We start from the raw sequence: 22,834 nt of genomic DNA, 5'->3' as shown, positions 1-22,834 counted from the left end.
GGGACCGACCCGCCGGGAAGATCGAAAAGCGGGAGATTTGTCCGATTAGCGCGTATCGTCGGTCCATGCCCACGCCCTACGGATCCCGCGGCGGCATGGCGTTCAGCGCGGACGAGCTGCGTGTCCTCCGCCGCGCCCTCGCCACCGCCCTCAACCCCGCCCCCCTTCAGGACGACGACGTCCAGGACTGCCTGCGCCTGGCCGAGTCCGTGGACGAGTCGGTGGCCGAGGCCGGCCGGCTGCGCGCCTTCCTCCTCGCCGACCTGGTCCGCTACCGCCAGGCCCTCCCCGGCTCGCTGACGGGCTACCTGGAGCTCCTCCAGGACGCCCTGGCGGCCGGCTACGACCCCGCCGCCGACGACCTCGCGGCCCTGCGGGCGCTGCGCCACCACCCCGCCGCGGGCGCGCTCCTCGCCCGCTGCCAGGTGCTGGCGGAACGATCCGTCCGCACCCGGCTGGCCCGCGTCTCCCAGGCCCAGTCCCCGTCCCGCACCCTCGCCGCCGCCCCCCGCGCCCGCCTCCTCGCCCTGCCCGGCGGCCGCGCCTCGGACGACGGCGGCGCCGGTGCCGGTGCCGGCGCCGGCACCGGCGCCGGAACGCCGGGGAAGCCCGTGCCCAAGCCGCCGGCGCCCGGTGAGCGCCCGGTGCCCAAGCCCTCCGAGGCCTTCCCGCCACGCCGAAGGCCGGTACCCCCGCCCCCGCCCGAGGAACGCGTCGCGGGCTAGCTAGTCTGGACGCCATGGACTACGTATCCGCGCTCCTGCCCCCCGTCGTGATGGCCGTCTTCTTCATCGGCCTGGTCGTCACGATCGTGAAGAGCCAGGGCGGCCCGAACAAGGCCAAGGAGGACGCGATCGTGGACGCCGCCCTGGCCCGCGCCGAGTCCGCCCGGCAGCAGGGCGGCACCGCCCCGTAACGGGCCCGCACGCCCCGAGGACGTACGACCGCCGTCAGGTCGTACGTCCTTTTTGCGCTCTTAACGGGGGTTTTCTTCGTGAATGTGCGCCAATGGGGGATTATTCGCTCGCCGCGCACTAGGGTGGCGCTGTGCCCCGCCAATTGGGAGAGCTGGAAGACGCGGTCATGACCCGCGTCTGGCAATGGAACCGCCCGGTGACCGTCCGGGAAGTCCTGGAGGATCTCCAGCAGGAACGGTCCATCGCCTACACCACCGTCATGACCGTATTGGACAATCTCCATCAGAAGGGCTGGGTCCGCAGGGAAGTCGAAGGCCGCGCCTATCGATATACGTCGGTCTCGACCCGCGCCGCCTACTCGGCCGCACTGATGAACGAAGCCTGGGCCCAGAGCGACAACCCCGCCGCCGCTCTGGTCGCGTTCTTCGGCATGATGTCGCCCGAACAGCGCGAGGCCCTCAACGACGCCGTGCGTATCGTCCAGCGGGACAGTCCCGAGCAGAACACGGCGCAGACGGCGCCCGCGGCGCGGACAGCCCCCGAGCAGGGCGGCGCGGAACCGGGGGACCAGGGGCGATAACGTCCCCCCCATGCCTTCCGCCAATGCCGTCACCGTACGTCGGGCCCGCACCTCCGATGTCGCCGCCGTGCGCCGTCTCGTCGACCCCTTCGTACGCCGCGGCATCCTGCTCGACAAAGCGACCGTGACGCTTTACGAGGCCATCCAGGAGTTCTGGGTCGCCGAACGCGACGACGACGCCACGGTCGTCGGCTGCGGAGCGCTGCACGTGATGTGGGAAGACCTCGCCGAAGTCCGTACTCTCGCCGTCGATCCCGACTTCAAGGGCGCCGGTGTGGGACATCAGGTGCTGGACAAGTTGCTCCACACCGCCCGGTGGCTCGGTGTCCGCAGGGTTTTCTGCCTCACCTTCGAAGTCGACTTCTTCGCGAAGCACGGCTTCGTCGAGATCGGGGAGACTCCGGTCGACGGAGATGTCTACAGCGAGCTCCTGCGTTCCTATGACGAGGGCGTCGCGGAGTTCCTCGGTCTCGAACGAGTGAAGCCGAACACCTTGGGCAACAGCCGGATGCTTCTGCACCTGTGAGCCGGTGCCTATGTCCGAATCGCGCACGTTTCCCGCGTTGCCGGGGTTCTGAACCTCTGCCAGGGGTTTGTGTTTTTCCGGGAAAAGCGGTTTCCTTTCCGCGTACTGCATTTTCGATGAAAGGAAATCCGGTGGCACAGAAGGTTCAGGTCCTTCTTGTCGATGACCTCGACGGCGGCGAGGCGGACGAGACCGTGACGTTCGCGCTCGACGGCAAGTCCTACGAGATCGACCTCACCACCGCCAACGCGGACAAGCTCCGCGGCCTCCTCGAGCCGTACGCCAAGAGCGGTCGTCGTACCGGTGGCCGCAGCGCCGGCACCCGGGGCAAGGGCCGCGTCGTCGCCTCCGGCGGCAGCCCGGACACCGCGAAGATCCGCGCGTGGGCCAAGGAGAACGGTTACAACGTGAACGACCGCGGCCGCGTGCCGGCCGAGATCAAGGCGGCCTACGAGGACGCGAACCGCTGAGGCGCCGGCTGCCGGGCCGCCGGGCCCGCCCCCCGCGGGTGGTTCCGGACGGCGCCCAGCAGCCGCACCCGGTGGCACTCCGCGGCGGCCGCGGCCACCAGCCGGGCCAGACAGGGGGCGGCCGCACCGCCCCGCACCGCCGAGGGCCGCAGGGCCGGCAGCGAGGACTCCACCTCGCGTCCGGGCTCCGGGGCCCTCAGCCATACCGGGGCGCCCGGCGTGCCACTACGGCTCCACCCAGGGGGAACGGGCGCGGCCATCCGGCCGTCGGTGCCCAGGGCCGCGAGATCCAGTGAGATCCCGCCCCACTCCAGCCACTCGAGCAGGCCGGGCAGCTCCTCCGCCGTCCCCGCCGCCACGAGCAGCCGCATCCTCCGCCCCATGAGGGCCACCGGTCCGGTGCCCGCGCCCACCCGGCGCAGGACCCCTCGACCGGCCACGGCCGGCAGGTCGAGGACATCGAAACGCAGCCCCGTCACCAGCTGCACCGGTGGGCCGGCCACGGCCGCCCAGCCGAGCTCGTGCTCGTACCACCGGGCCGAACCGCCGTCGAGCGGCGAGCGGGGGAACGGGACGGTGGGAGCCATACCGGGGGAACGCCTCCGGGTGCTCCTTGGTTACGTGCCACGACCGCACCGGTGACGGAAGGTCCTTGATCCGCCGCACGGAGTGTCCATGATGGGGGCGTACGGGTGCATTCGAGAGCGCAAGGGTGTTCGCCCGTAGCGGAGGGAACCGGGGTGCGCCGCATGGACTGTCAGTCCTTACGGGTAAGACATTCCATGTGAGGAGGGGTGACTCGCGGGCTTCCGCGTCTCACGTTCGCCATCGGCGTACTGGAGGTGCGGGTAACTGCTTGGCCTGCGGGAACATCGTCTCGCACCATCGAGTTGGAGCATTTGTCGGCTGTTCGGCAGCAGGTCCCCCCAAGAAGTAAGGGGGTGATCCGGACGGATGTCGGCAGTTGGAATGAGCGGTCCCCGCTTGCGGGACTAAGCTGCGGAAGGACAGGGAGGGGATCGACCCCTAACTGACTGACCGCTCTGAGGAGCGATTAACGATGTTCGAGAGGTTCACCGACCGCGCGCGGCGGGTTGTCGTCCTGGCTCAGGAAGAAGCCCGGATGCTCAACCACAACTACATCGGCACCGAGCACATCCTCCTGGGCCTTATCCACGAGGGTGAGGGTGTCGCCGCTAAGGCCCTGGAGAGCCTCGGGATTTCGCTCGAGGCGGTCCGCCAGCAGGTGGAGGAGATCATCGGCCAGGGCCAGCAGGCCCCGTCCGGCCACATCCCCTTCACCCCTCGTGCCAAGAAGGTCCTGGAGCTGTCGCTCCGCGAGGCCCTCCAGCTCGGCCACAACTACATCGGCACCGAGCACATCCTGCTCGGCCTGATCCGCGAGGGCGAGGGCGTCGCCGCCCAGGTCCTCGTCAAGCTGGGCGCCGATCTCAACCGGGTGCGGCAGCAGGTCATCCAGCTGCTCTCCGGCTACCAGGGCAAGGAAGCCGCCACCGCCGGCGGTCCTGCCGAGGGCACCCCCTCGACGTCCCTGGTCCTCGACCAGTTCGGCCGCAACCTCACCCAGGCGGCGCGCGAATCCAAGCTCGACCCGGTCATCGGGCGCGAGAAGGAGATCGAGCGGGTCATGCAGGTGCTGTCCCGCCGCACCAAGAACAACCCGGTCCTCATCGGCGAGCCCGGCGTCGGCAAGACCGCCGTCGTCGAAGGCCTGGCGCAGGCCATCGTCAAGGGCGAGGTGCCCGAGACCCTCAAGGACAAGCACCTCTACACCCTCGACCTCGGCGCGCTGGTCGCCGGCTCCCGCTACCGCGGTGACTTCGAGGAGCGCCTGAAGAAGGTCCTCAAGGAGATCCGCACCCGCGGCGACATCATCCTGTTCATCGACGAGCTCCACACCCTGGTGGGTGCGGGCGCCGCCGAGGGCGCGATCGACGCCGCGAGCATCCTCAAGCCGATGCTGGCCCGCGGTGAGCTCCAGACCATCGGTGCCACCACGCTCGACGAGTACCGCAAGTACCTGGAGAAGGACGCCGCCCTCGAGCGCCGCTTCCAGCCCATCCAGGTCGCCGAGCCGTCGCTGCCGCACACCATCGAGATCCTCAAGGGTCTGCGCGACCGGTACGAGGCCCACCACCGCGTCTCCATCACCGACGAGGCGCTGGTCCAGGCCGCCACGCTGGCCGACCGGTACATCTCGGACCGCTTCCTCCCGGACAAGGCGATCGACCTGATCGACGAGGCCGGCTCCCGGATGCGCATCCGCCGGATGACCGCGCCGCCGGACCTCCGCGAGTTCGACGAGAAGATCGCCTCCGTCCGCCGGGACAAGGAGTCCGCGATCGACTCGCAGGACTTCGAGAAGGCCGCCTCCCTGCGCGACAAGGAGAAGCAGCTCCTCGCCGCGAAGACCAAGCGGGAGAAGGAGTGGAAGGCCGGCGACATGGACGTCGTCGCCGAGGTCGACGGCGAGCTGATCGCCGAGGTCCTCGCGACCGCCACCGGCATCCCGGTCTTCAAGCTGACCGAGGAGGAGTCCTCGCGTCTGCTCCGCATGGAGGACGAGCTCCACAAGCGCGTCATCGGCCAGAAGGACGCCGTCAAGGGTCTCTCGCGTGCCATCCGCCGCACCCGCGCGGGTCTGAAGGACCCGAAGCGCCCCGGTGGCTCGTTCATCTTCGCCGGCCCGTCCGGCGTCGGTAAGACCGAGCTGTCCAAGGCGCTCGCCGAATTCCTCTTCGGCGACGAGGACGCGATGATCTCCCTCGACATGTCGGAGTTCAGCGAGAAGCACACGGTTTCCCGGCTCTTCGGTTCTCCGCCCGGATACGTCGGCTACGAAGAGGGCGGCCAGCTCACCGAGAAGGTGCGCCGCAAGCCGTTCTCCGTGGTCCTCTTCGACGAGGTCGAGAAGGCCCACCCCGATATCTTCAATTCCCTTCTCCAGATCCTGGAGGACGGTCGCCTGACCGACTCCCAGGGCCGGGTCGTGGACTTCAAGAACACGGTCATCATCATGACGACCAACCTCGGGACCAGGGACATCTCGAAGGGCTTCAACCTGGGCTTCGCCGCCCAGGGCGACACGAAGTCCAACTACGAGCGGATGAAGGCGAAGGTCAGCGACGAGCTGAAGCAGCACTTCCGCCCGGAGTTCCTCAACCGTGTGGACGACATCATCGTCTTCCCGCAGCTGACCCAGGACGACATCCTCCAGATCGTCGACCTCATGGTGGGCCGCGTCGACGAGCGCCTCAAGGACCGGGACATGGGCATCGAGCTCTCCCAGTCCGCGAAGGAGCTGCTCGCCAAGAAGGGTTACGACCCGGTGATGGGCGCCCGGCCGCTGCGCCGGACGATCCAGCGCGAGATCGAGGACACGCTGTCGGAGAAGATCCTCTTCGGCGAGCTGCGTCCCGGTCACATCGTGGTCGTCGACACGGAGGGCGAGGGCGAGGAGCGCACCTTCACCTTCCGCGGCGAGGAGAAGTCGGCCCTGCCGGACGTGCCTCCGATCGAGGCGGCGGGCGGGGCGGGCCCGAACCTGTCCAAGGAAGCGTGACGTCGCGCTGAGCGGCTGAGTCGCTGAGGGGCGGCCCCGGAACCTTTGGGTTCCGGGGCCGCCCCTTTTGTCATTCGACGGTGAGGCGGGAGCCGAGGGCGGCTGCGCCGAGGATGTTCTTGCGTGCGTGACCGGAGACAATGACCCGTGTGTCGGGACGTGCGGTGAACGCAGTGAGGTCCATCGCCTTGGCGAAGGGGCCGGTGACCCGGAAGAGGAGCAGCGACGGCAGTCCGGCCACGGTCTCGAAGTCCGCCAGCTGGGGGCAGCCGGCCACGACCAGCCCCTGCAGCCGGGAGTGGTCCAAGGCCTGCAGGAAGGAGAGGTCGGTCAGCTGGTCGTTGTTCGCGATGCCCAGGATCCGCAGCGCCCGTCCGTCGAAGGCCCGGACGATCTCGTCCGGCTCGAAGTCCCCCACGACCGTGATGTTGTCCCGGGCCGCCTCGTGGGCCTGGAGGAGTCGCAGGTGCTCGCCGGTGAAGGCCATGATCGATTCGTCGGGATCGAGACGTCCGACGACCTCTCGGGCAAAGGCCTCCGCCGGGAACGAGGGCCATGAGGTGGTGAAGCGGCCCGCCTCACCGGCCTCGGCGAAAGCTCGTACGTAGGGGAGCCCCGCTGACCCACCGATCTTCGCAAGGAGGCCGGTGACCATGTCCACGGTCTCCTTGGACACCTCTGCGGGCCCCGGCAGCAGCGGCAGCACGTACGAGCCCAGCCGGGCCAGCTGGGTGACCTGCACGGGGTTTCTCGGCGGAATCACCGCCTTCACCGACTTCCGCACCCGCCGCCGCACCGTCTCGTCCAGCCAGGCCGCGTGTTGGGAGGCCAGCGCCGCCAGGACGTACAGCGTCGTCTTCAGGTCCCGCTTGCGCGTCGTGGAGCCCGCTTCCAGGAGACCCGTCACCAGGACGGGCAGGTCACGGCGCTTGCAGTGACCGGCGGCGAGCAGCAGGACGTCGTGCCACTGCTGGTCGTGGGCGTGGCGGAGGAGTTCCGGGAGGAGATCGTCCTCGACGAACTCCTTCGCGGCGAGGAAGTCCTGGAAGGTGCGGTGGGCGAACTGGAAGACGTCGTCCGTGCGCTCCTGGAGAAGGCCGCTGCGATTGACGAGGTGGGTGAGTATCTCCGCCGTGCTCCCCTGCTCCTGGACGCGGGGCATACCCGGCAGGTCGCGCTCCAGGCGTTGCAGGGCCTGTTCCCGGGTGAACTCGGTGTGCCCGACGCGGACCAGCCACGCGGCCAGGCGCTGGAGGAGCTGGGTGTGCTCCTCCACCGTCATCCGGATGCCGTCCGGGGCGTCGATGCGGCGCCGTTCGTCGCGGCTGCCGAGCAGCATCGTGAGCGCGGAGTCGTACAGCGCCCAGCGGTTCTCGGGGAGGAAGCCCTCCCGTTGGCGGTGGAGGGCGCAGATCACCGCGCAGAGGAGCGGGGTCCGGGCCAGTTCGGCGAGGTTCGGGTTGTGGCGGAACTGCTGGGCCAGGTCCTGTTCGAGGTCGGCCAGGTTCTCGCCGGGGGCCGCGTCGAAGCGGGCCGCCTCGTGCCAGGCCGCGACGAAGGCCTGGATGTCGTCGCCCCGGAGGGGGAGGAGGGTCAGCTCCTCGAAGCCCTCGGCGCCCAGCCAGTCGGCGGCCACGGCGTGGGGGCGTACGGTCGCCACGCAGCGTGTGCCGGGGTAGCGGGCGAGCAGGCCGCTGAGCCAGGTGTGGGTGTCCTCCCGGTCGGACTGGGTGACCTCGTCCAGGCCGTCGACGAGGAGCAGCCCCCGCCCGGCGGCGAGGACCCGCCCCGCCCAGCCCTCGGGGGCCGCGTCGATCATCAGCCCGGCGACTCCGGGCAGCTCGGCCGGCCCGGGGAAGCCGTTGCCGCGCGCCCGCAGGGAGCGCAGGGGGACGAAGAAGGGGACGAGGCCGTTGAGCTCGGCGAGCTCCGGGCCCAGCGTCCCGGCGGCGGCGTGGGCGGCCAGCCACCACATGAGGGTGGTCTTGCCGGCGCCCGCGTCGCCGCGCAGCAGCACGCGGGGGCGGGCGGCGAGCAGGTCGTCGATGCGGCGGGGGACGGCCTCCTGGTCGCGGGAGGTGGCCTCCAGGGAGAGGTAGGCGGTGTCGAGGTCCCACTCGGAGGCGCGCTTGCCGAGCTCGTCGAGCCCGAAGATCTTGGTCCGGCGGTAGGCGGCGCCGAGGGCTTCGCCGTACTCCTCCTCGTAGGGCTGGTCCCGGGTGTGGGGGGTGACGAAGCCGGAGACGGCACCGAGCCATCGGCTCGCCTCCTCGTCCGCGAGGAGAGCGGTGAGCGGAACGCACTCCATACGTCGGTGGCCCCGCCCGCGCGGGACGGCGCGGACGATGCCGAGCAGGCTGCCTTCGACGAGGACGGGGGCTCCGGAGAGGCCGGCGAGCGGGGAGGGACCGTCCTCGTCGGCGGTGACGGGCGGGTGGTCCAGTTCCACGGTCAGGGTCCGGCGAAGCAGCCCCGCCATGGGCAGGACGGTTCCGGTGTACTGGTCGAGGTCCGGTTTCCGCCCGTCGTAGCGCTGGATATGGGGGAAGCCCCGGACCTCGCAGCCCGGTACCGGGCGGTCTGTGGCGACCGAGCTGATCCGGGGAGCGGAGCCGAGATCCTCGGGGCTCGACAGCAGGGCCGCGTCGAGACGGTCGTCGGACCAGACCACTTGTAAGAGCCTGAGCCCGGAGAGACCGGGGGTCGCGATGCTCGCGCTGTGGGCCCCGCCCACCACGTGGGCGCTGGTCAGGACCAGCCGCGGGGCGACGAGCACGCCGGTGCCCTGCTGCCGCCCGAAGACGGCGAACACGCTGTCGGCCGCTGTCACCGTCCCTCAGCCCCGTCCTGGGAAGTCCCGAACCCGGAAAGATCCGCCTCCTCCCCGTTCCCCACCAGCCACGCCCCGCCCGTCGCCGCGTTCCGCGGCTTCAGGGTGAAGGCGACGCGGTGGGTCTCGCCGCGGGTGCGGGACGCGTCGGCGCCGGCTTCGACGACCCAGGCCTTGACCTTCGTGCCGCCCTTGAGCTCCTTGCGGAGTTCGATCGTGAACTCCATCTGGATGTCGCCGACCTCGAATCCGACGGGCTGCCCGGTGGCGCGGGCGGCGGCGTCGACGAGCTGGTCGCGTACGGAGGCGATCGCGTCGGCGAGTTCGATCTTGGAGATGTCCTGGGTCATGCCTCGGAAGTTAGTGCCGTCCGGAGGGCGGTGGAGGGGGTTCCGGAGGGTTCGGTCGAGTGACCCAGGTCCCATTGGGGGCGTCGTCGTGGTGACAAGCCGCACAGGGGTTTCGGAGGGTACTAAGTGGAATAGTCGTGCGTTCTCGCCGGAAAGAGGGACGTTTCGGTATCAACCTCCGGGACTTTGGTCCCGGAGGCCCCGAAGGGGACATCGCGCAGCCTTTCGGGCGGTTCGGGGCGCTCGCGACGTGGGGTTAAACCGATCGATCAGGGAGGGTATGTCCGATTTCGTACGCCCGGTTTCCGGGCGTCAAGGGTCGATCTTCTCCGGAGATCGCTACGACGTGATGTCGTAGATGGGGTGTTTTGGGATGGATGGGGGTCCGGGTTACCAAGGATGAGCAAGCCCGGCGCAGACCGCTGTCGCGTCGGGTCCCGTTCTGTCCGGAGGTTCTCCCCCGTATGTCGAAGCGCGTCATGAAGCCCAGCATCCGTATCGCCGCCGTCGCCACCCTCGCCACCGCGGGTCTGGGAGCGTCGCTGGTGGCCGGAGCCGGGTCCGCCTTCGCCGCCGAGGGCACGGCCGCCGTCGCGTCGACCGCGACCGCCACGTCCGCCGCGATCGCGAACCAGGCCGCCGTCCAGGCCAAGGCCGCCACCCAGGTGAAGGCCGCGCAGGTCAAGGCCGCGCAGGTGAAGGCCGCTGCCGCCAAGGCGCAGGTCAAGGCCGTGGCCGCCCAGAAGTCGGCCTCCTGGGTCAAGCCCGTCAGCTCCTACACGCTGAGCGCCAGCTTCAACCAGGGCGGCGCCATGTGGGCCCACAAGCACTCCGGCCAGGACTTCGCCGTCCCGGTCGGCACCCCGGTCAAGGCCGCCGCGGCCGGCACCGTCGTGAAGGCCGGCCCCAACGGTGGCGGCGACGGCCCGGCGTACGGCAACGCGATCGTCGTGAAGCACGCCAACGGCACGTACTCGCAGTACGCCCACCTGTCGAAGATCAAGGTGAACATCGGCCAGCAGGTCGCCGCCGGTCAGCAGATCGCCCTCTCGGGCAACACCGGCAACTCCTCCGGCCCGCACCTGCACTTCGAGATCCGCACCACCCCGAACTACGGCTCCGCCGTGAACCCGGCCGCCTTCCTGCGGTCCCACGGCGTCTCCATCTGACGCTGAGGTGAGAGTGGTCAGGTCCCCTGGTGGGCCTGGCCGATGAGATCGAGGGCGACCTCGAGGACGGCTTCGTGCTTCTCCTCGGCGTCGCCCTCGATGTTTTCCATGAAGAACGTCCCGGCGTGCATCGTGAAGATCGCGCTGACCGAGCGGACCTTGTCCGTCATGGAGAAGTCCGGCTCCTGGATGAGGCCGACCACCGCGATCATGCGCTCCTTGAAGGTGAGGCCGATGCTCAGCTCGCGCACGGTGGCCTGGTTCTCCTGCATGAAGCGGAAGAGGGGGGCTGCGGCGAGCAGTGCCTCCTGGTAGCGGCGCAGGATCTCCTGCTTGTTCTCCAGGGTGCGGGGCTGCCCGCCGCCCCAGGCGATCAGCTCGTCCATGGGACGGGTGAGGTCCTCGAAGATGCCGATCAGGATGTCTTCCTTGGTCTTGAAGTGGTAGTAGAGCGCGGCCTTCGTGACATCGAGGCGTTCCGCGATCTCCCGTAGCGAGGTCTTCTCGTATCCCTGCTCGGCGAAGAGTTCGAGGGCCACGTCCTGGATGCGCTGGCGGGTGTTGCCTCGGGCCTGGGCCATGGTCTCTCGCTTCCACAGATACTTACTTGACGACCGGCAAGTGCGGGGTCTACCTTCCCCAGTGTAGTAACTAGCCGGGCGGCAAGTAAGGGAACGGGGAGCGCGACATGGCGACGAAACAGACTGGTCAGGACGTGGCAACGGAGGAGGCCAAGCAGCCGCGCAGTGTCCGCGTCGTCCTGCTCGCCCTCATGATCGCGATGCTGCTCGCGATGCTGGACAACATGATCGTCGGCACCGCGATGCCGACCATCGTCGGTGAGCTCGGCGGCCTGGAGCACCTCTCCTGGGTCGTCACCGCCTACACCCTGGCCACCGCCGCCTCGACCCCGATCTGGGGCAAGCTGGGCGACATGTTCGGGCGCAAGGGCGTCTTCCTCACCTCGATCGTCATCTTCCTCATCGGCTCCGCGCTCAGCGGCATGGCGCAGGACATGGGTCAGCTCATCGGCTTCCGCGCCGTCCAGGGTTTGGGCGCCGGCGGTCTGATGGTCGGCGTGATGGCGATCATCGGCGACCTGATCCCGCCCCGTGAGCGCGGCAAGTACCAGGGCATGATGGCCGGCGTGATGGCCCTCGCCATGATCGGCGGACCGCTCGTCGGCGGCTCCATCACCGACCACTGGGGCTGGCGCTGGTCCTTCTACATCAACCTGCCGCTCGGCGTCGTGGCCCTCGCCATGATCACCACCGTGCTGCACCTGCCGAAGAAGCAGCGCGCCACCGGCACCCGGATCGACTTCCTCGGCGCGGGCCTGCTGACCCTCGGCATCACCGCGATCGTGCTGGTCACCACCTGGGGCGGCACGGAGTACGCCTGGGGCTCGGCCACCATCGTCGGCCTCGCGGTCGGCGGCGTCCTGGCCCTCGCGGCCTTCCTCTTCACCGAGACCCGCGCCAGCGACCCGATCATGCCGCTGCACATCTTCCGCAGCCGCAACTTCACCCTGATGTCCCTGATCGGCTTCATCACCGGCTTCGTGATGTTCGGCGCGGTGCTCTTCCTGCCGCTGTTCCAGCAGTCCGTCCAGGGCGCCTCGGCCACCAACTCGGGCCTGCTGCTCCTGCCGATGCTCCTGTCGATGATGGTCGTCTCGCTGGTCGTCGGCCGGGTCACCACCAACAGCGGCAAGTACAAGATCTTCCCGATCGTCGGCGGCGCGCTCATGGTCGTCGGCCTGTACCTGCTCTCCACGATGGACACCGACACCACCCGGTTCGTCTCCGGCGTGTACATGGCCCTCCTCGGCGCCGGCATGGGCTTCCTGATGCAGATCACGATGCTCGTCGCGCAGAACAGCGTCGAGATGAAGGACATGGGCGTCGCGTCCTCCTCCACCACCCTGTTCCGGACCCTCGGCTCCTCCTTCGGCGTCGCCATCATGGGCGCCCTGTTCACCAACAAGGTCCAGGACGAGATGGCCGCCAGCGGCGGCGGCGCGGCGACCGCCCACTCGGCGCAGCTCGACGCCGCCAGCCTGGCCCGGCTGCCGGAAGCGGTCCGCGAGGCCTACCAGCACGCGGTGGCGGCCGGCACCCACTCCGCCTTCCTGGTCGGCGCGACCGTCGCCGTCCTCGGCTTCGCCCTCGCCTTCTTCGTCAAGGAGGTGGCGCTCCGCGGCACCGGCCCGGCCAAGCCGGAGACGTCCGAGTCGTCCGAGCCGGCCGGGACCGGCAAGTCGGCCGAGGTCGCCGAGACCGTCTGATCCCGCGCCGGGGTCGCTGAGACCCGTCGCAGGGCCCTCATCGCACGGCCCCGACTTACGGCCCCCGTCGTCCGCACCCGCGGACGGCGGGGGCCGTTGTCAGTGGTCCGTGGCAGCCTTCTGTACGTGGAGACCAGCACCCCCGTGGGTGCGCGGCCGGCCCTGCTCCGCCGGTTGCGCCTCGCCAAGGACGCCATGGACCGCGACTGGGCCGAGCCGCTCGACCTGGACGCGGTGGCCGCCCATGCCGGCTATTCGCGCTACCACTTCGTCCGCGTCTTCAAGGCGGCGTACGGGGAGACTCCCGGCCAGTACCTGTCGCGCCGCCGCGTGGAGCGGGCCGAGGAGATGCTCCGCACGGCGGATCTGACGGTCACCGAGATCTGCGCCCTGGTCGGCTTCAGCAGCCTCGGGACCTTCTCCGCCCGCTTCAAGCGCCAGACCGGCCTCACTCCGAGTGCCTACCGGGCCCGGCACGTGGGCCGTGGCGCCGCGCTCATACCCGGCTGCTTCGCGCTGCTGTACGCGGGCGGATTCCCCGGCCGGGAACACCGCAATTCCAAAGAAGCGCCCTGACCCGGCGGCTGCCTACGGTGGACGCATGATCAAAGGACTGGGCATCACCACCGTCTGGACGCTCGATCAGGAGCGCACCAAGAGGTTCTTCACCGAGAAGCTGGGCTTCGAGGTGCGGGACGACGTCAGCATGGGCGCCATGCGCTGGATCACCGTCGGCGCCAAGGCGCAGCCGGATGTCGAGCTGGCCCTGATGAGCCCCGAGGGACCGGCCATGGACGAGGAGTCCGCGACCGCACTGAAGGCGCTCGTCAGCAAGGGCGTCCTGGGCGCCGGGGCCTTCCGCACCGACGACTGCCGACGGGACTACGAGGAGTTCAAGGCGAAGGGGGTGGAGTTCCTCCAGGAGCCGGTGGAACGGCCGTACGGGATCGAGGCGATCTTCCGCGACGACAACGGCAACTGGTACTCGCTGACCCAGCGCAGCGAGGAGCTCGACTTCTCGAAGGACTTCGGGCTCCCGGACCGGCCTTAGCCCTCTCGGACCGCTCCCGCTAGTCGGCCAGCCGCAGGATGGGGAAGCTGCCCGTGGCGGTCGGGGCGTGTTCCGGGAGCCACAGCACCGCGATCGCGCCGCCGGCGCCCTCCGGGGCGGTGCCCTCGGGGGCCGCGTTGCGGAAGGTCAGCCGGGCGCCGAGGACCCGGGCCTGGCCGGCCGCGATGGTCAGGCCCAGGCCGTGGCCCTGGCCCGCGCGGTCGCTGCTGCCCGTACGGAAGCGGCTCGGGCCGTCCTGGAGCAGGGCCTCGGGGAATCCGGGGCCGTGGTCCCTGACGCGGACCACCCGGCCCTCGACGGTGACCTCGACCGGGCCCTTGCCGTGCTTGGCCGCGTTGGCGAGGAGGTTGCCCAGGATGCGTTCCAGGCGGCGCGGATCGGTGCTCACCCAGGACTCGTGGACGACCCGTACGACCGCCTCCGGGTCGAGCACCCGCACCCGCCGCTCCACGAACTCGCCGAGCGCGACCTCCTGCAGCTCGGCCCGTTCGGACGCGCTGTCGAGCCGGGCCACCTCCAGGACGTCCTCGACCAGGGTCCGCATGGCCTGCGCCCGGTCGCGTACGAGTTCGCTGGGCCGTCCCGGCGGCAGCAGCTCGGCCGCCGTGAGCAGCCCGGTGACGGGGGTGCGCAGTTCGTGGGCGATGTCCGCGGTGACCCGCCGTTCGGCCTCGATGCGCTCGTTCAGGGCGTCGGTGAGGGCGTCGACGGCCCGGGCCAGTTCGTCGGTCTCGTCCCGTACGACACCGCCGATGGCGTCCCGTACCCGCACGTCGGTGTTGCCCTGGGCGACCCGGCCGGCCGCCGCGGCCGCCTTGCGCAGCCGCCGGGAGAGCTGCCCGCCGATGAGCACGCCGAGGGCGCAGCCGCCGAAGACCACCGACACGGAGCCGATGATCAGGGCCCGGTCCAGGTCCTTCATGATCGTGGCGCTGCGGTCGGCGAAGGGGACGTGCAGCGAGAGGACGTCGCCGTTGGCGAGCGGTACGGCCGCCCATACGTCCGGCGGGCCCTGGCGGTGCTCCTGGACGTAGGTGCCGCGCCGCTTGTCGCGCATCAGCTGGTCGAGCTGGGCCGGCAGCGCCGGGTCGTTGATCTTGGTGCCGAAGCGCGGTTCCTTCGGCTTGGACGTCTCGTACACCCGCTGGGCGAAGAGCAGCCGCCACATCTGCACGTCGCGCGCGTTGTCGAGCATGGAGACGCGGGCCGCGTTGTGGACGACGAGGCTGAGGGTGACCGCGATGAGAGCGCCGACCGCCGCGATGGCGACGGCGATCTTCCAGCGGACCCCCGTACGGAGGGCGAGCCCCTTCACCACCTGCTGACCTGCTTCATCCTGTGCGTCCTCGGTGACCCTGCCGGTTTCGGTCCGGGTCACCCCTTGAGCTTGTAGCCGAAGCCGCGGACCGTCTCGATCCGGTCCTGGCCGATCTTCGTGCGCAGCCGCTGCACATGGACGTCCACCACGCGGGTGTCGCCGCCCCAGCCGTAGTCCCAGACCCGTTCGAGCAGCTTGTCGCGGGAGAGCACCGTGCCGGGCGCCGTGGAGAACTCCAGGAGCAGCCGCATCTCGGTCGGGGTGAGCGCGACCGGCACCCCGGCCCTGCGCACCTCCATGCCCTCGGTGTCGACCTCCAGGTCGCCGAAGGCGAGCAGTCCGCCCTCGGCGGCGTCCTCGCGCCCGCCGTCCCCGGCGCCCGGGCCGCCCGCGTGGCCGAAGCGGCGCAGCACGGCGCGGATCCGGGCCATCAGCACGGAGCCGTCGAAGGGCTTGGTCACGTAGTCGTCGGCTCCGGCCTCCAGGCCGAGGACGACGTCGATGGAGTCGGCCCGCGCCGACAGCATGATCACCGGCACGGTCGACTCGTCGCGGATCCGCCGGCACAGGCTGACGCCGTCCATCCCCGGCAGCATCACGTCCAGGAGCGCGATGTCGGGGCGGTTCGCCCGGAAGGCGTCCAGGCCCGACAGGCCGTCGGGCATGGCGGTCACCGTGAAGCCGTCCCGCTCCAGGGCGAGCTGGGTGGCCTCACGGATGACGTCGTCGTCCTCGACGAACAGGACATGGGTCTCGGCCATGGTGCGCCTCGCCGCCCTTCAGTTAGCGCCGGGCTCGCTGGGCGAGGGCTCGGTACCGTCGATACCGCCGTCGCCGACGGCCTTGCTGTAGTCGTTGTGCACCCAGTCGTGCTGGGTGAACTTGTTCCCCGACCAGCGATAGGTGATGACGTCCTCACCCGAGGGGTACGCCACCGGGTCGCCCTTCGCGTACACCTGCTTGGTGACGATCAGGTCGCCGCGGTCGATCGTGCCGTAGACGGCGGCGTCCTCGGCCATGAAGACGTTCGTGTACTTGTTGTTCTCCTCGCGGTACACGTACGTGCCGATGCCGACGGCGTCGCCGCAGGTCATCACGTTGACGACGACGTCGGGCGCGGTCGAGTTCGTCAGGTTCCCGTACGAGGTGTCCACCGGGTACGCGTCCGCGGTGCACGGCTTCAGATCCGCCTTGAGCCGCTCGCCGATCTTCGGGTCGGCCTTCAGCAGCGCGATCGGGTCCACCCGCTCGGCGGCCGGCGCCGCGCCGCTCTCCAGGGCGGCGGGGGGCGGCGAGGTGGCCGGGGCCGTCGAGGCGACCTCGTCGGACCGGGCCGCGCCCTCGTCGCGCGAGCCCGTCCCCCCGGTCGAGCAGCCGGCCGCGAGCACGCCGATGGCGGCGAGCCCGGCCACCGCCGTGAAGCCCGCCGCCCGATCTCTGGCACCTAGGCCGCGCAACGCACCTGCTCCCGTTCGCCTCGTCCGTTCGTCGACCGCTCCAGGACCCCCGCGTCCAGGGCGCGGGTGTCCCCCTCGGCGGCCCGGCTCTCCAGTTCCTGCCGCAGCCGGGCCAGCGCGCGGTGGAGCGTGCTCTTCACCGTACCGGTCGACATGCCGAGCGCGGCCGCGGTCTCCTCCGTGCTCATCTGCTCCCAGTGGCGCAGCACGACCACGCTGCGCTGCTTGGGCGCGAGCACCTTCAGGATGTCCATGAGCAGGGCCCGGTCGGCGTGCTGCTCGGTGGCGTCCTCGACGCGGGCGTCGGGCAGCTGCTCGGTGGGCACCTCTTCCAGCTTGCGGGCGCGCCACCACTCGGTCCGGGTGTTGATCATCACCCGGCGGAGGTAGGCGTCGGCCAGCGACTTGTCCGCGATGCCGTCCCAGCGGCCGTACGTCCGTACCAGCGCGGTCTGGAGGAGGTCCTGGGCATCCACCGGATCGGGCACGAGCCGACGTGCGCTGCGCAGCAGCGCGTCCTGCCGCGTGCGTACGTACTCCTCGAAATCGAGCACCTCGCCGTGCGCCATGCCGAACCGCCTCCGATCCCCGTGACCAGCCCTGTCTGCTTACGTCGATGACGCTACGGAGCGCTTGTCACGGGGTTGTGCGTGGCAGCCGTCGGCGGACGCACGGCTGTCCATCGGTTGTGTAACAGCGGCGGTACGAGGTTCCGGACCGGGGTTTGGGACGCCCGCGGGGGCGTACGGGCTCGCGGGTGTGGAGCCTGCGCGTGTACGGGCAGGCCGGCGTACGGGTGTCCCGCCGGCCCCGGCGTGCGGGGCCGGCGGCGCCGTCAGGAGAGCGGCAGGCGGTAGCGGCCGTCGTCCAGGGGCTCGACCAGGCCGTCGGCGACCAGTCCGTCCAGGGCGCGGGCCCGCTGCACCGGCTCGTCCCAGACCGCGTCCAGCGCGGCCTGCTCCACCGGGTCCGCGGCCTCCCGCAGGACGGCGAGCAGCTTGCCCCGGACCTGCCGGTCGGTGCCCGCGTACGTCTGGCCGCGCCGCGGCGGACCGGTGTGGGCGGGCTTGCCGGACAGCAGCCAGGAGCAGCGGTCGGCCAGCGGGCAGCGCCCGCAGTCCTCGTTCTTCGCGGTGCAGACGAGCGCGCCCAGCTCCATGGAGGCCGCAGCCCAGCGGGCCGCCGTCGCCTCCTCCTCGGGCAGCAGGGCGCGGGCGAGCCGGCGCTCGGCGGCCGTGGTGGCGTTCGGCGGGTACTGCACGCCGGTCGCCGCCCGCGCGAAGACCCGGCGCACATTGGTGTCGAGGACCGCGTGCCGCTGCCCGTACGCGAACGAGGCCACGGCGGCGGCCGTGTACTCGCCGATCCCGGGCAGCGCGAGGAGCTGCCCGTGGTCGCTCGGCACGTCGCCGCCGTGCCGCTCCGTTATGGCCAGGGCCGCCGCGTGCAGCCGCAGCGCGCGCCGCGGGTAGCCGAGCCGGCCCCAGGCGCGGACGGCCTCGCCGGGCGGCTCGGCGGCCAGGTCGGCGGGGCGCGGCCAGCGCGCCAGCCACTGCTCGTAGACGGGCAGCACCCGCACCACGGGCGTCTGCTGAAGCATGAACTCGCTGACCATCACGCCCCACGCCCCCGCCTCGGGGCGGCGCCAGGGCAGGTCGCGGGCGTGCCGGTCGAACCAGGCGAGGACGGGCCCGTGCAGCTCGGCGGGGGCGGCGGGGGCGACGGCGGAGGTCCCGGGGGCACCGGGGAGAGTCGAAGTCATGTCACCCCCGATCCTGGCACGTCCGCCGGACGATCAGTACGCGCCGTGGCGCACGCCCCCGGGGCGCGCGGAGGCGTGTGCGGGGAGCCCGCGCCCCGCACACCACACCACTGCGCCGTTCCGGCTGGACCGCGCCGCCTGTACGAGGGAGCGGACGGGCCGCTTCGCCGCCTTCACGACGACGAACGCGATCACCGCGCCGGCCAGCAGGCCGACCGTCACGTCGTGCGGGTAGTGGACACCGACGAAGACCCGCGAGAAGGCCATGAGCAGCGCCATCGGCGCGGTCAGCCAGACGATGCCGCGCCAGGACAGGGCGAGCGCGACGGCCGCGGCGCCCGCGATGGCCGAGTGGTTGGACGGGAAGGACCAGTCGCCGTGCGGCGGGCACGCGACCAGCGAGGCGGGCGCCCCGGCGACCGCGCGGCACGGACGCTCCTCGTCCACCAGCGACTTCAGCCCCTCGCTCACCACATAGCCGAAGGCCGTCGCGAGCGGCGCGAGCAGCGCCAGCGCCATCGCGTCGTCCGAGCCCCGGCGGGCCCGCCACCAGCCGGCCGCGAACAGCACCCCGAAGAGCAGCAGCCCGAGCTCCGTCCACACCTCCGCCAGTTGCTGGAACCAGTGCGGGGTGGAGTGGGCGAAGTCCGCGATGTCGAGATACAGGCCGTCGGAGAGGGAAGGGAGGTTGTCCATGGTCGTCGACGTTAACCGGCATTCGGAGCGCTCCGCTCCACACCAAGGGCCAGGACCGCCCTCGACGAAAGTAGGGGGTGCGCGGAGGAGCCCGGGTAGCGGGCCGGAGAGAGCCGGGGAGACCGGAGAGAACGGACACGGCCGCCCGACGGTTCCCGCCCCGGCCGGGATGTGATCATCGGCAAAACTTGGTGCCCGGGGCGGCGGGTGGGGCGGGAGTCGGCCGCGATCTCTCGTAAGGTTCGTGGCGTGGGATCTCTGCGCAATCCGGTCGGGCCGCTTCCCTCCTCCATCTACTGGCGTCGGAGGGCCGTGGCGCTGTGCCTGGCCGCCCTCCTCGCGCTGATCGCCCTATGGGCCGTCACCTCCGGTGGTGGGCAAGGGAAGAAGCCGAACGACTCCGCCAACGGCTCTTCTCCCGCGCCCTCGATCACCCCCGGGCCCTCGGGCACCGGTCCGGTGATCAGCCAACGGCCGGGCGGACGTGACGAGTCGGACGGCGGCACCGACACCGCGGGCGGTGACGGCACGGGCGGCGACGCGGGTACGGACCCCGGCACGGGTGCGGACACGGGGGCGGCGACCGGCGGCAAGAACGGCGACACCGACGGAGCCGGCGGCGACGGCGGCGCGGGGACGGGTGCGGGACAGCAGGTTCCGGCCAATTCTCCGCTGCCGAACTGCGCCCCGGGAGCCCTGCAGTTGACGCTGCGCAGCACCAAGGTCAGCTACGAACCCGGCGAGAAGCCCCGCTTCCACCTGGTCGTCAAGAACACCTCGGCGGCGGCCTGCAAGGCCGATCTCGGCCCGGCCAACGCGGTGTTGACGATCAGTGACACCAAGAGCGCCGAGATCTGGTCGTCGAAGGACTGCCCGCGCCCGGCCGGTCCGCTGTTCCTGAAGGTCCCCGCGCAGGCGACGATCACGCACACCGTGGAGTGGGACCGCAAGCAGAGCGCCCCGCGCTGCGCGACCGCCCCGGCGGGCCAGGTCGGCCCGGGCACCTACCTGGTGGAGGCCGCGATGCCGGGCGTGAAGGTGCTGCCGGCGTCGTTCACGCTGGCCAAGGACTGAGCGGTACGCGCGAGGGGGCCCGCTGAGCGGCACCACACGCGGAGGCCCCGCCGGCCGTACCGCCGCCGAGCGACCGTCGGCCGTACCGCCGCCGAGTGACCCCTAGACGTACCGCTCCAGGATCGAGGACTCCGCGAGCCGGGACAGCCCCTCGCGGACGCTGCGGGCCCGGGCCTCGCCGACGCCGTCCACGGTCTGGAGGTCGTCCACGCTCGCCGCGAGCAGCTTCTGCAGTCCGCCGAAGTGCTCCACGAGCCGCTCGATGATCGCGCCCGGCAGCCGCGGCACCTTGGCGAGCAGCCGGTAGCCGCGCGGCGAGACCGCCGAGTCCAGCGTCTCGGGGGAGCCGGTGTAGCCGAGGGCCCGCGCCACTATGGGCAGCTCCAGGAGCTCGGGGTGGGTCAGCGCGTCCAGCTCGGTGAGCGCCTCGGCGACCGTGCGCGAACGCTTGGCGGTGGGCTCGGGCACGTAGTCCCGGACGACCAGCTCGCGCTCCGGCTCGACGCCGGCGATCAGCTCGTCGAGCTGGAGGGAGAGCAGCCGGCCGTCGGTGCCGAGCTCCACCACGTACTCGGCGATCTCGGTGGCGATCCGGCGGACCATCTCCAGGCGCTGGGCGACGGCGGTGACGTCCCGGACGGTCACCAGGTCCTCGATCTCCAGCGCGGAGAGCGTGCCGGCCACCTCGTCGAGGCGCAGCTTGTACCGCTCCAGGGTGGCGAGTGCCTGGTTCGCGCGGGACAGGATCGCCGCGGACTCCTCCAGGACGCGCCGCTCGCCGTTGACGTACAGGGCGATCAGCCGCATCGACTGGGAGACCGAGACCACCGGGAAGCCGCACTGCTTGGAGACCCGGTCCGCGGTGCGGTGCCGGGTGCCGGTCTCCTCGGTGTGGATGGACGCGTCGGGCACCAGCTGCACGCCGGCCCGCAGGATCTTGGAGATGTCCTTGTCGAGGACGATCGCCCCGTCCAGCTTGCACAGCTCGCGCAGCCGGGTCGCGGTGAAGTCGACGTCGATGACGAAGCCGCCGGTGCACATCGACTCGACGGTCTTGTCCATCCCGAGGACGATCAGGCCGCCGGTGTTGCCGCGGAGGATGCGTTCGAGACCGTCGCGGAGCGCGGTGCCGGGGGCGACGGCGCTGAGCGACGCACGCATCAGTGCCTCGTTGTCCTTGGCTGCCACTGCACTCCTCCGGCTCGTACGGATGGGCGAGACCAGGGCAAAGTCTAGCGACACCGCCCCGCCGCCCTCCGCCGCGCGCCGAGGACGCGGCCCGGGAGGGGCCCTGCCCCCGCCTCCGGCCCCGCCCGGCACCCCGCCCGCTACCCCGCTCCCTGCCCCTCCTCGGGCGTCCGCGTGCGGCGGCCGCGGGGCAGGACGCGCAGGGCGTCGCCCACGTTGGCGACCTCGGTCACCTGCATGCCGGCCGGGATCCTGCCCGGATCGGTCGGGACCAGGGCGTGGGTGAAGCCCAACCGGTGCGCCTCGGCGAGTCGGCGCTGGACGCCGGTGACCCGGCGGACCTCGCCCGCGAGTCCGACCTCGCCGATCGCGACCAGGTTCTTCGGCAGCGGGGTGTCGCTGGCGGCGGAGGCCAGCGCGAGGGCGATGGCCAGGTCGGCGGCGGGCTCGGACAGCTTCACGCCGCCCACGGTCGCGCTGTAGATGTCCCGCTTGCCCAGGGCGCTGATCCGGCCCCGCTGCTCCAGGACCGCCAGCATCATCGAGACGCGGGAGGTCTCCAGGCCGGAGGTGGTGCGGCGCGGCGAGGGGATCTGGGAGTCCACGGTCAGCGCCTGCACCTCGGCGACCAGCGGCCTGCGGCCCTCCAGGGTGACGGTCAGGCAGGTGCCGGGGACGGCGACGTCACGGCGGGTCAGGAAGAGGCCCGAGGGGTCGGTGAGGCCGGTGATGCCCTCGTCGTGCAGCTCGAAGCAGCCGACCTCGTCGGTCGCCCCGTACCGGTTCTTCACGCCGCGGACCAGGCGGAGCCGGGCGTGCCGGTCGCCCTCGAAGTGCAGCACCACGTCGACCAGGTGCTCCAGGAGGCGGGGTCCGGCGATGGCGCCGTCCTTGGTGACGTGGCCGACGAGCAGGGTGGACATGCCCCGCTCCTTGGACGCCCGGATCAGCGCCCCGGCGACCTCGCGGACCTGCGCCATGCCGCCGGGGGCGCCGTCGATCTCGGGGGAGGCGACGGTCTGCACCGAGTCGAGGACCAGCAGCGAGGGCTTGACCTCGTCCAGGTGCCCGAGGACGGCGGAGAGGTCGGTCTCGGCCGTCAGGTACAGATGGTCGCTGAGGGCGTGGATCCGGTCCGCGCGGAGCCGGACCTGGCTCGCCGACTCCTCGCCCGTCACGTACAGCGTGCGGTGCTCCTCGCTGGCGGCCTTGGCGGCGACGTCGAGCAGCAGCGTGGACTTGCCGACGCCCGGCTCCCCGGCGAGCAGCACGACCGCCCCGGGCACGAGCCCGCCGCCGAGCACCCGGTCCAGTTCGTCGACGCCGGTGGTGCGGGCGGTGGCCTGCCGGCCGTCGACCTGGGCGATGGGCAGCGCCGAGGTGGACACCCGCCCGGCGGCGGTGGTCCGCACGGCGGGCGCGCCGTACTCCTCGACCGTCCCCCAGGCCTGGCATTCGGGGCAGCGGCCGAGCCACTTGGCCGTCTGCCAGCCGCACTCGGTGCAGCGGTAGGACGGACGGTCCTTGGCGGTTTTCGTACGGGCAGCCATGCGCC

Annotated in this window: 23 protein-coding genes; 11 read left to right on the top strand and 12 right to left on the bottom strand. The window is 71.2% G+C overall.

All coding sequences use genetic code 11. The features are described from left to right. The first annotated feature begins 95 nt into the window (after nt 1–95). From ACZ3ZE_RS18805 to ACZ3ZE_RS18785, 5 genes are all read left to right on the top strand, one after another. Nucleotides 96–725: a hypothetical protein gene (locus ACZ3ZE_RS18805; protein WP_467260212.1), complete on the top strand. Its 630-nt coding sequence runs from the start codon at nt 96–98 to the stop codon at nt 723–725. Nucleotides 726–739: 14 nt separating this feature from the next. Beyond that, on the top strand, nt 740–916 hold the full coding sequence (locus tag ACZ3ZE_RS18800) for a hypothetical protein (RefSeq protein WP_361176627.1): 177 nt from the start codon (nt 740–742) through the stop codon (nt 914–916). 131 nt (nt 917–1,047) lie between these two features. Beyond that, nucleotides 1,048–1,497 carry a BlaI/MecI/CopY family transcriptional regulator gene (locus ACZ3ZE_RS18795; protein ID WP_361176625.1) on the top strand — a complete coding sequence of 150 codons (450 nt, stop codon included), beginning with the start codon at nt 1,048–1,050 and terminating at the stop codon, nt 1,495–1,497. Between the two features lie 10 nt (nt 1,498–1,507). Then, on the top strand, nt 1,508–2,023 hold the full coding sequence (locus tag ACZ3ZE_RS18790; protein ID WP_361176623.1) for an amino-acid N-acetyltransferase: 516 nt from the start codon (nt 1,508–1,510) through the stop codon (nt 2,021–2,023). Between the two features lie 131 nt (nt 2,024–2,154). Then, entirely contained in the window at nt 2,155–2,493 is a 339-nt protein-coding gene (locus ACZ3ZE_RS18785; RefSeq protein ID WP_361176621.1) for a histone-like nucleoid-structuring protein Lsr2, read from the top strand. Here the strand turns inward: ACZ3ZE_RS18785 and ACZ3ZE_RS18780 are convergent. Next, nucleotides 2,472–3,080, bottom strand: coding sequence for an SCO3374 family protein (locus ACZ3ZE_RS18780; protein WP_361176619.1), 609 nt, complete (start codon nt 3,078–3,080; stop codon nt 2,472–2,474). The two genes, ACZ3ZE_RS18785 and ACZ3ZE_RS18780, sit on opposite strands and share 22 nt — an antisense overlap. A 473-nt stretch (nt 3,081–3,553) precedes the next feature. Between ACZ3ZE_RS18780 and ACZ3ZE_RS18775 the strand changes: the two genes are divergently transcribed. Continuing rightward, nucleotides 3,554–6,076, top strand: a complete 2,523-nt coding sequence (locus tag ACZ3ZE_RS18775) for an ATP-dependent Clp protease ATP-binding subunit (RefSeq protein WP_361176617.1) — start codon at nt 3,554–3,556, stop codon at nt 6,074–6,076. Between the two features lie 70 nt (nt 6,077–6,146). On the opposite strand, the gene ACZ3ZE_RS18770 is transcribed toward ACZ3ZE_RS18775, so the two are convergent. Together ACZ3ZE_RS18770 and ACZ3ZE_RS18765 are read right to left on the bottom strand one after the other, a co-directional pair. After that, nucleotides 6,147–8,906: an NACHT domain-containing protein gene (locus ACZ3ZE_RS18770; protein ID WP_467259847.1), complete on the bottom strand. Its 2,760-nt coding sequence runs from the start codon at nt 8,904–8,906 to the stop codon at nt 6,147–6,149. Next, on the bottom strand, nt 8,903–9,256 hold the full coding sequence (locus tag ACZ3ZE_RS18765; RefSeq protein WP_361176613.1) for a trypco2 family protein: 354 nt from the start codon (nt 9,254–9,256) through the stop codon (nt 8,903–8,905). The genes ACZ3ZE_RS18770 and ACZ3ZE_RS18765 overlap by 4 nt, the downstream gene beginning before the upstream one ends. Nucleotides 9,257–9,720: 464 nt before the next feature. Here ACZ3ZE_RS18765 and ACZ3ZE_RS18760 point away from each other — a divergent pair, with 464 nt between their 5' ends. Beyond that, entirely contained in the window at nt 9,721–10,425 is a 705-nt protein-coding gene (locus tag ACZ3ZE_RS18760) for a M23 family metallopeptidase (protein WP_361176611.1), read from the top strand. Nucleotides 10,426–10,442: 17 nt separating this feature from the next. Here the strand turns inward: ACZ3ZE_RS18760 and ACZ3ZE_RS18755 are convergent, their stop codons facing one another. Then, nucleotides 10,443–11,006 carry a TetR/AcrR family transcriptional regulator gene (locus tag ACZ3ZE_RS18755; protein WP_361176609.1) on the bottom strand — a complete coding sequence of 188 codons (564 nt, stop codon included), beginning with the start codon at nt 11,004–11,006 and terminating at the stop codon, nt 10,443–10,445. Between the two features lie 107 nt (nt 11,007–11,113). Here ACZ3ZE_RS18755 and ACZ3ZE_RS18750 point away from each other — a divergent pair, with 107 nt between their 5' ends. The 3 genes from ACZ3ZE_RS18750 (at nt 11,114) to ACZ3ZE_RS18740 (ending at nt 13,763) form a co-directional block, all read left to right on the top strand. After that, a complete protein-coding gene (locus tag ACZ3ZE_RS18750; protein WP_361176607.1) occupies nt 11,114–12,712 on the top strand; it encodes an MDR family MFS transporter in 1,599 nt (532 codons plus the stop codon). A gap of 195 nt (nt 12,713–12,907) precedes the next feature. Then, a complete protein-coding gene (locus ACZ3ZE_RS18745; protein WP_361176856.1) occupies nt 12,908–13,288 on the top strand; it encodes a helix-turn-helix transcriptional regulator in 381 nt (126 codons plus the stop codon). 25 nt (nt 13,289–13,313) lie between these two features. Continuing rightward, nucleotides 13,314–13,763: a VOC family protein gene (locus ACZ3ZE_RS18740; protein ID WP_361176605.1), complete on the top strand. Its 450-nt coding sequence runs from the start codon at nt 13,314–13,316 to the stop codon at nt 13,761–13,763. Nucleotides 13,764–13,782: 19 nt separating this feature from the next. Here ACZ3ZE_RS18740 and cseC read toward each other — a convergent pair whose 3' ends face one another. The 6 genes from cseC to ACZ3ZE_RS18710 all read right to left on the bottom strand — a co-directional run bounded on the left by cseC (nt 13,783) and on the right by ACZ3ZE_RS18710 (nt 19,017). Beyond that, a complete protein-coding gene (gene cseC / locus ACZ3ZE_RS18735; RefSeq protein ID WP_442303681.1) occupies nt 13,783–15,162 on the bottom strand; it encodes a two-component system sensor histidine kinase CseC in 1,380 nt (459 codons plus the stop codon). Further along, nucleotides 15,159–15,863 carry a two-component system response regulator CseB gene (cseB, locus tag ACZ3ZE_RS18730; RefSeq protein ID WP_361176603.1) on the bottom strand — a complete coding sequence of 235 codons (705 nt, stop codon included), beginning with the start codon at nt 15,861–15,863 and terminating at the stop codon, nt 15,159–15,161. The genes cseC and cseB overlap by 4 nt, the downstream gene beginning before the upstream one ends. Nucleotides 15,864–15,881: 18 nt before the next feature. Further along, entirely contained in the window at nt 15,882–16,559 is a 678-nt protein-coding gene (locus ACZ3ZE_RS18725; RefSeq protein ID WP_361176601.1) for a hypothetical protein, read from the bottom strand. Further along, on the bottom strand, nt 16,547–17,128 hold the full coding sequence (locus ACZ3ZE_RS18720; protein ID WP_361176599.1) for a SigE family RNA polymerase sigma factor: 582 nt from the start codon (nt 17,126–17,128) through the stop codon (nt 16,547–16,549). Before ACZ3ZE_RS18720 ends, ACZ3ZE_RS18725 begins: the two co-directional genes overlap by 13 nt. 266 nt (nt 17,129–17,394) lie before the next feature. After that, entirely contained in the window at nt 17,395–18,321 is a 927-nt protein-coding gene (locus ACZ3ZE_RS18715) for an HhH-GPD family protein (protein WP_361176597.1), read from the bottom strand. Nucleotides 18,322–18,354: 33 nt separating this feature from the next. Continuing rightward, on the bottom strand, nt 18,355–19,017 hold the full coding sequence (locus tag ACZ3ZE_RS18710; RefSeq protein ID WP_361176595.1) for a phosphatase PAP2 family protein: 663 nt from the start codon (nt 19,015–19,017) through the stop codon (nt 18,355–18,357). Between the two features lie 249 nt (nt 19,018–19,266). Between ACZ3ZE_RS18710 and ACZ3ZE_RS18705 the strand changes: the two genes are divergently transcribed. After that, on the top strand, nt 19,267–20,091 hold the full coding sequence (locus tag ACZ3ZE_RS18705; RefSeq protein ID WP_467259844.1) for a hypothetical protein: 825 nt from the start codon (nt 19,267–19,269) through the stop codon (nt 20,089–20,091). A 102-nt stretch (nt 20,092–20,193) separates the two neighbouring features. Here ACZ3ZE_RS18705 and disA read toward each other — a convergent pair whose 3' ends face one another. Both disA and radA read right to left on the bottom strand, forming a co-directional pair. Then, nucleotides 20,194–21,252 (bottom strand): DNA integrity scanning diadenylate cyclase DisA, encoded by a 1,059-nt coding sequence (gene disA, locus ACZ3ZE_RS18700; protein WP_361176852.1) that lies wholly within the window; start codon nt 21,250–21,252, stop codon nt 20,194–20,196. Nucleotides 21,253–21,419: 167 nt separating this feature from the next. After that, nucleotides 21,420–22,829, bottom strand: a complete 1,410-nt coding sequence (gene radA / locus ACZ3ZE_RS18695; protein WP_361176591.1) for a DNA repair protein RadA — start codon at nt 22,827–22,829, stop codon at nt 21,420–21,422. Nucleotides 22,830–22,834 lie beyond the last annotated feature (5 nt).

This window comes from Streptomyces sp. NPDC023157, from assembly GCF_055560575.1.
Note: the sequence above shows the minus strand (reverse complement) of the source record. Positions and strands in the feature narration are given on the sequence as shown.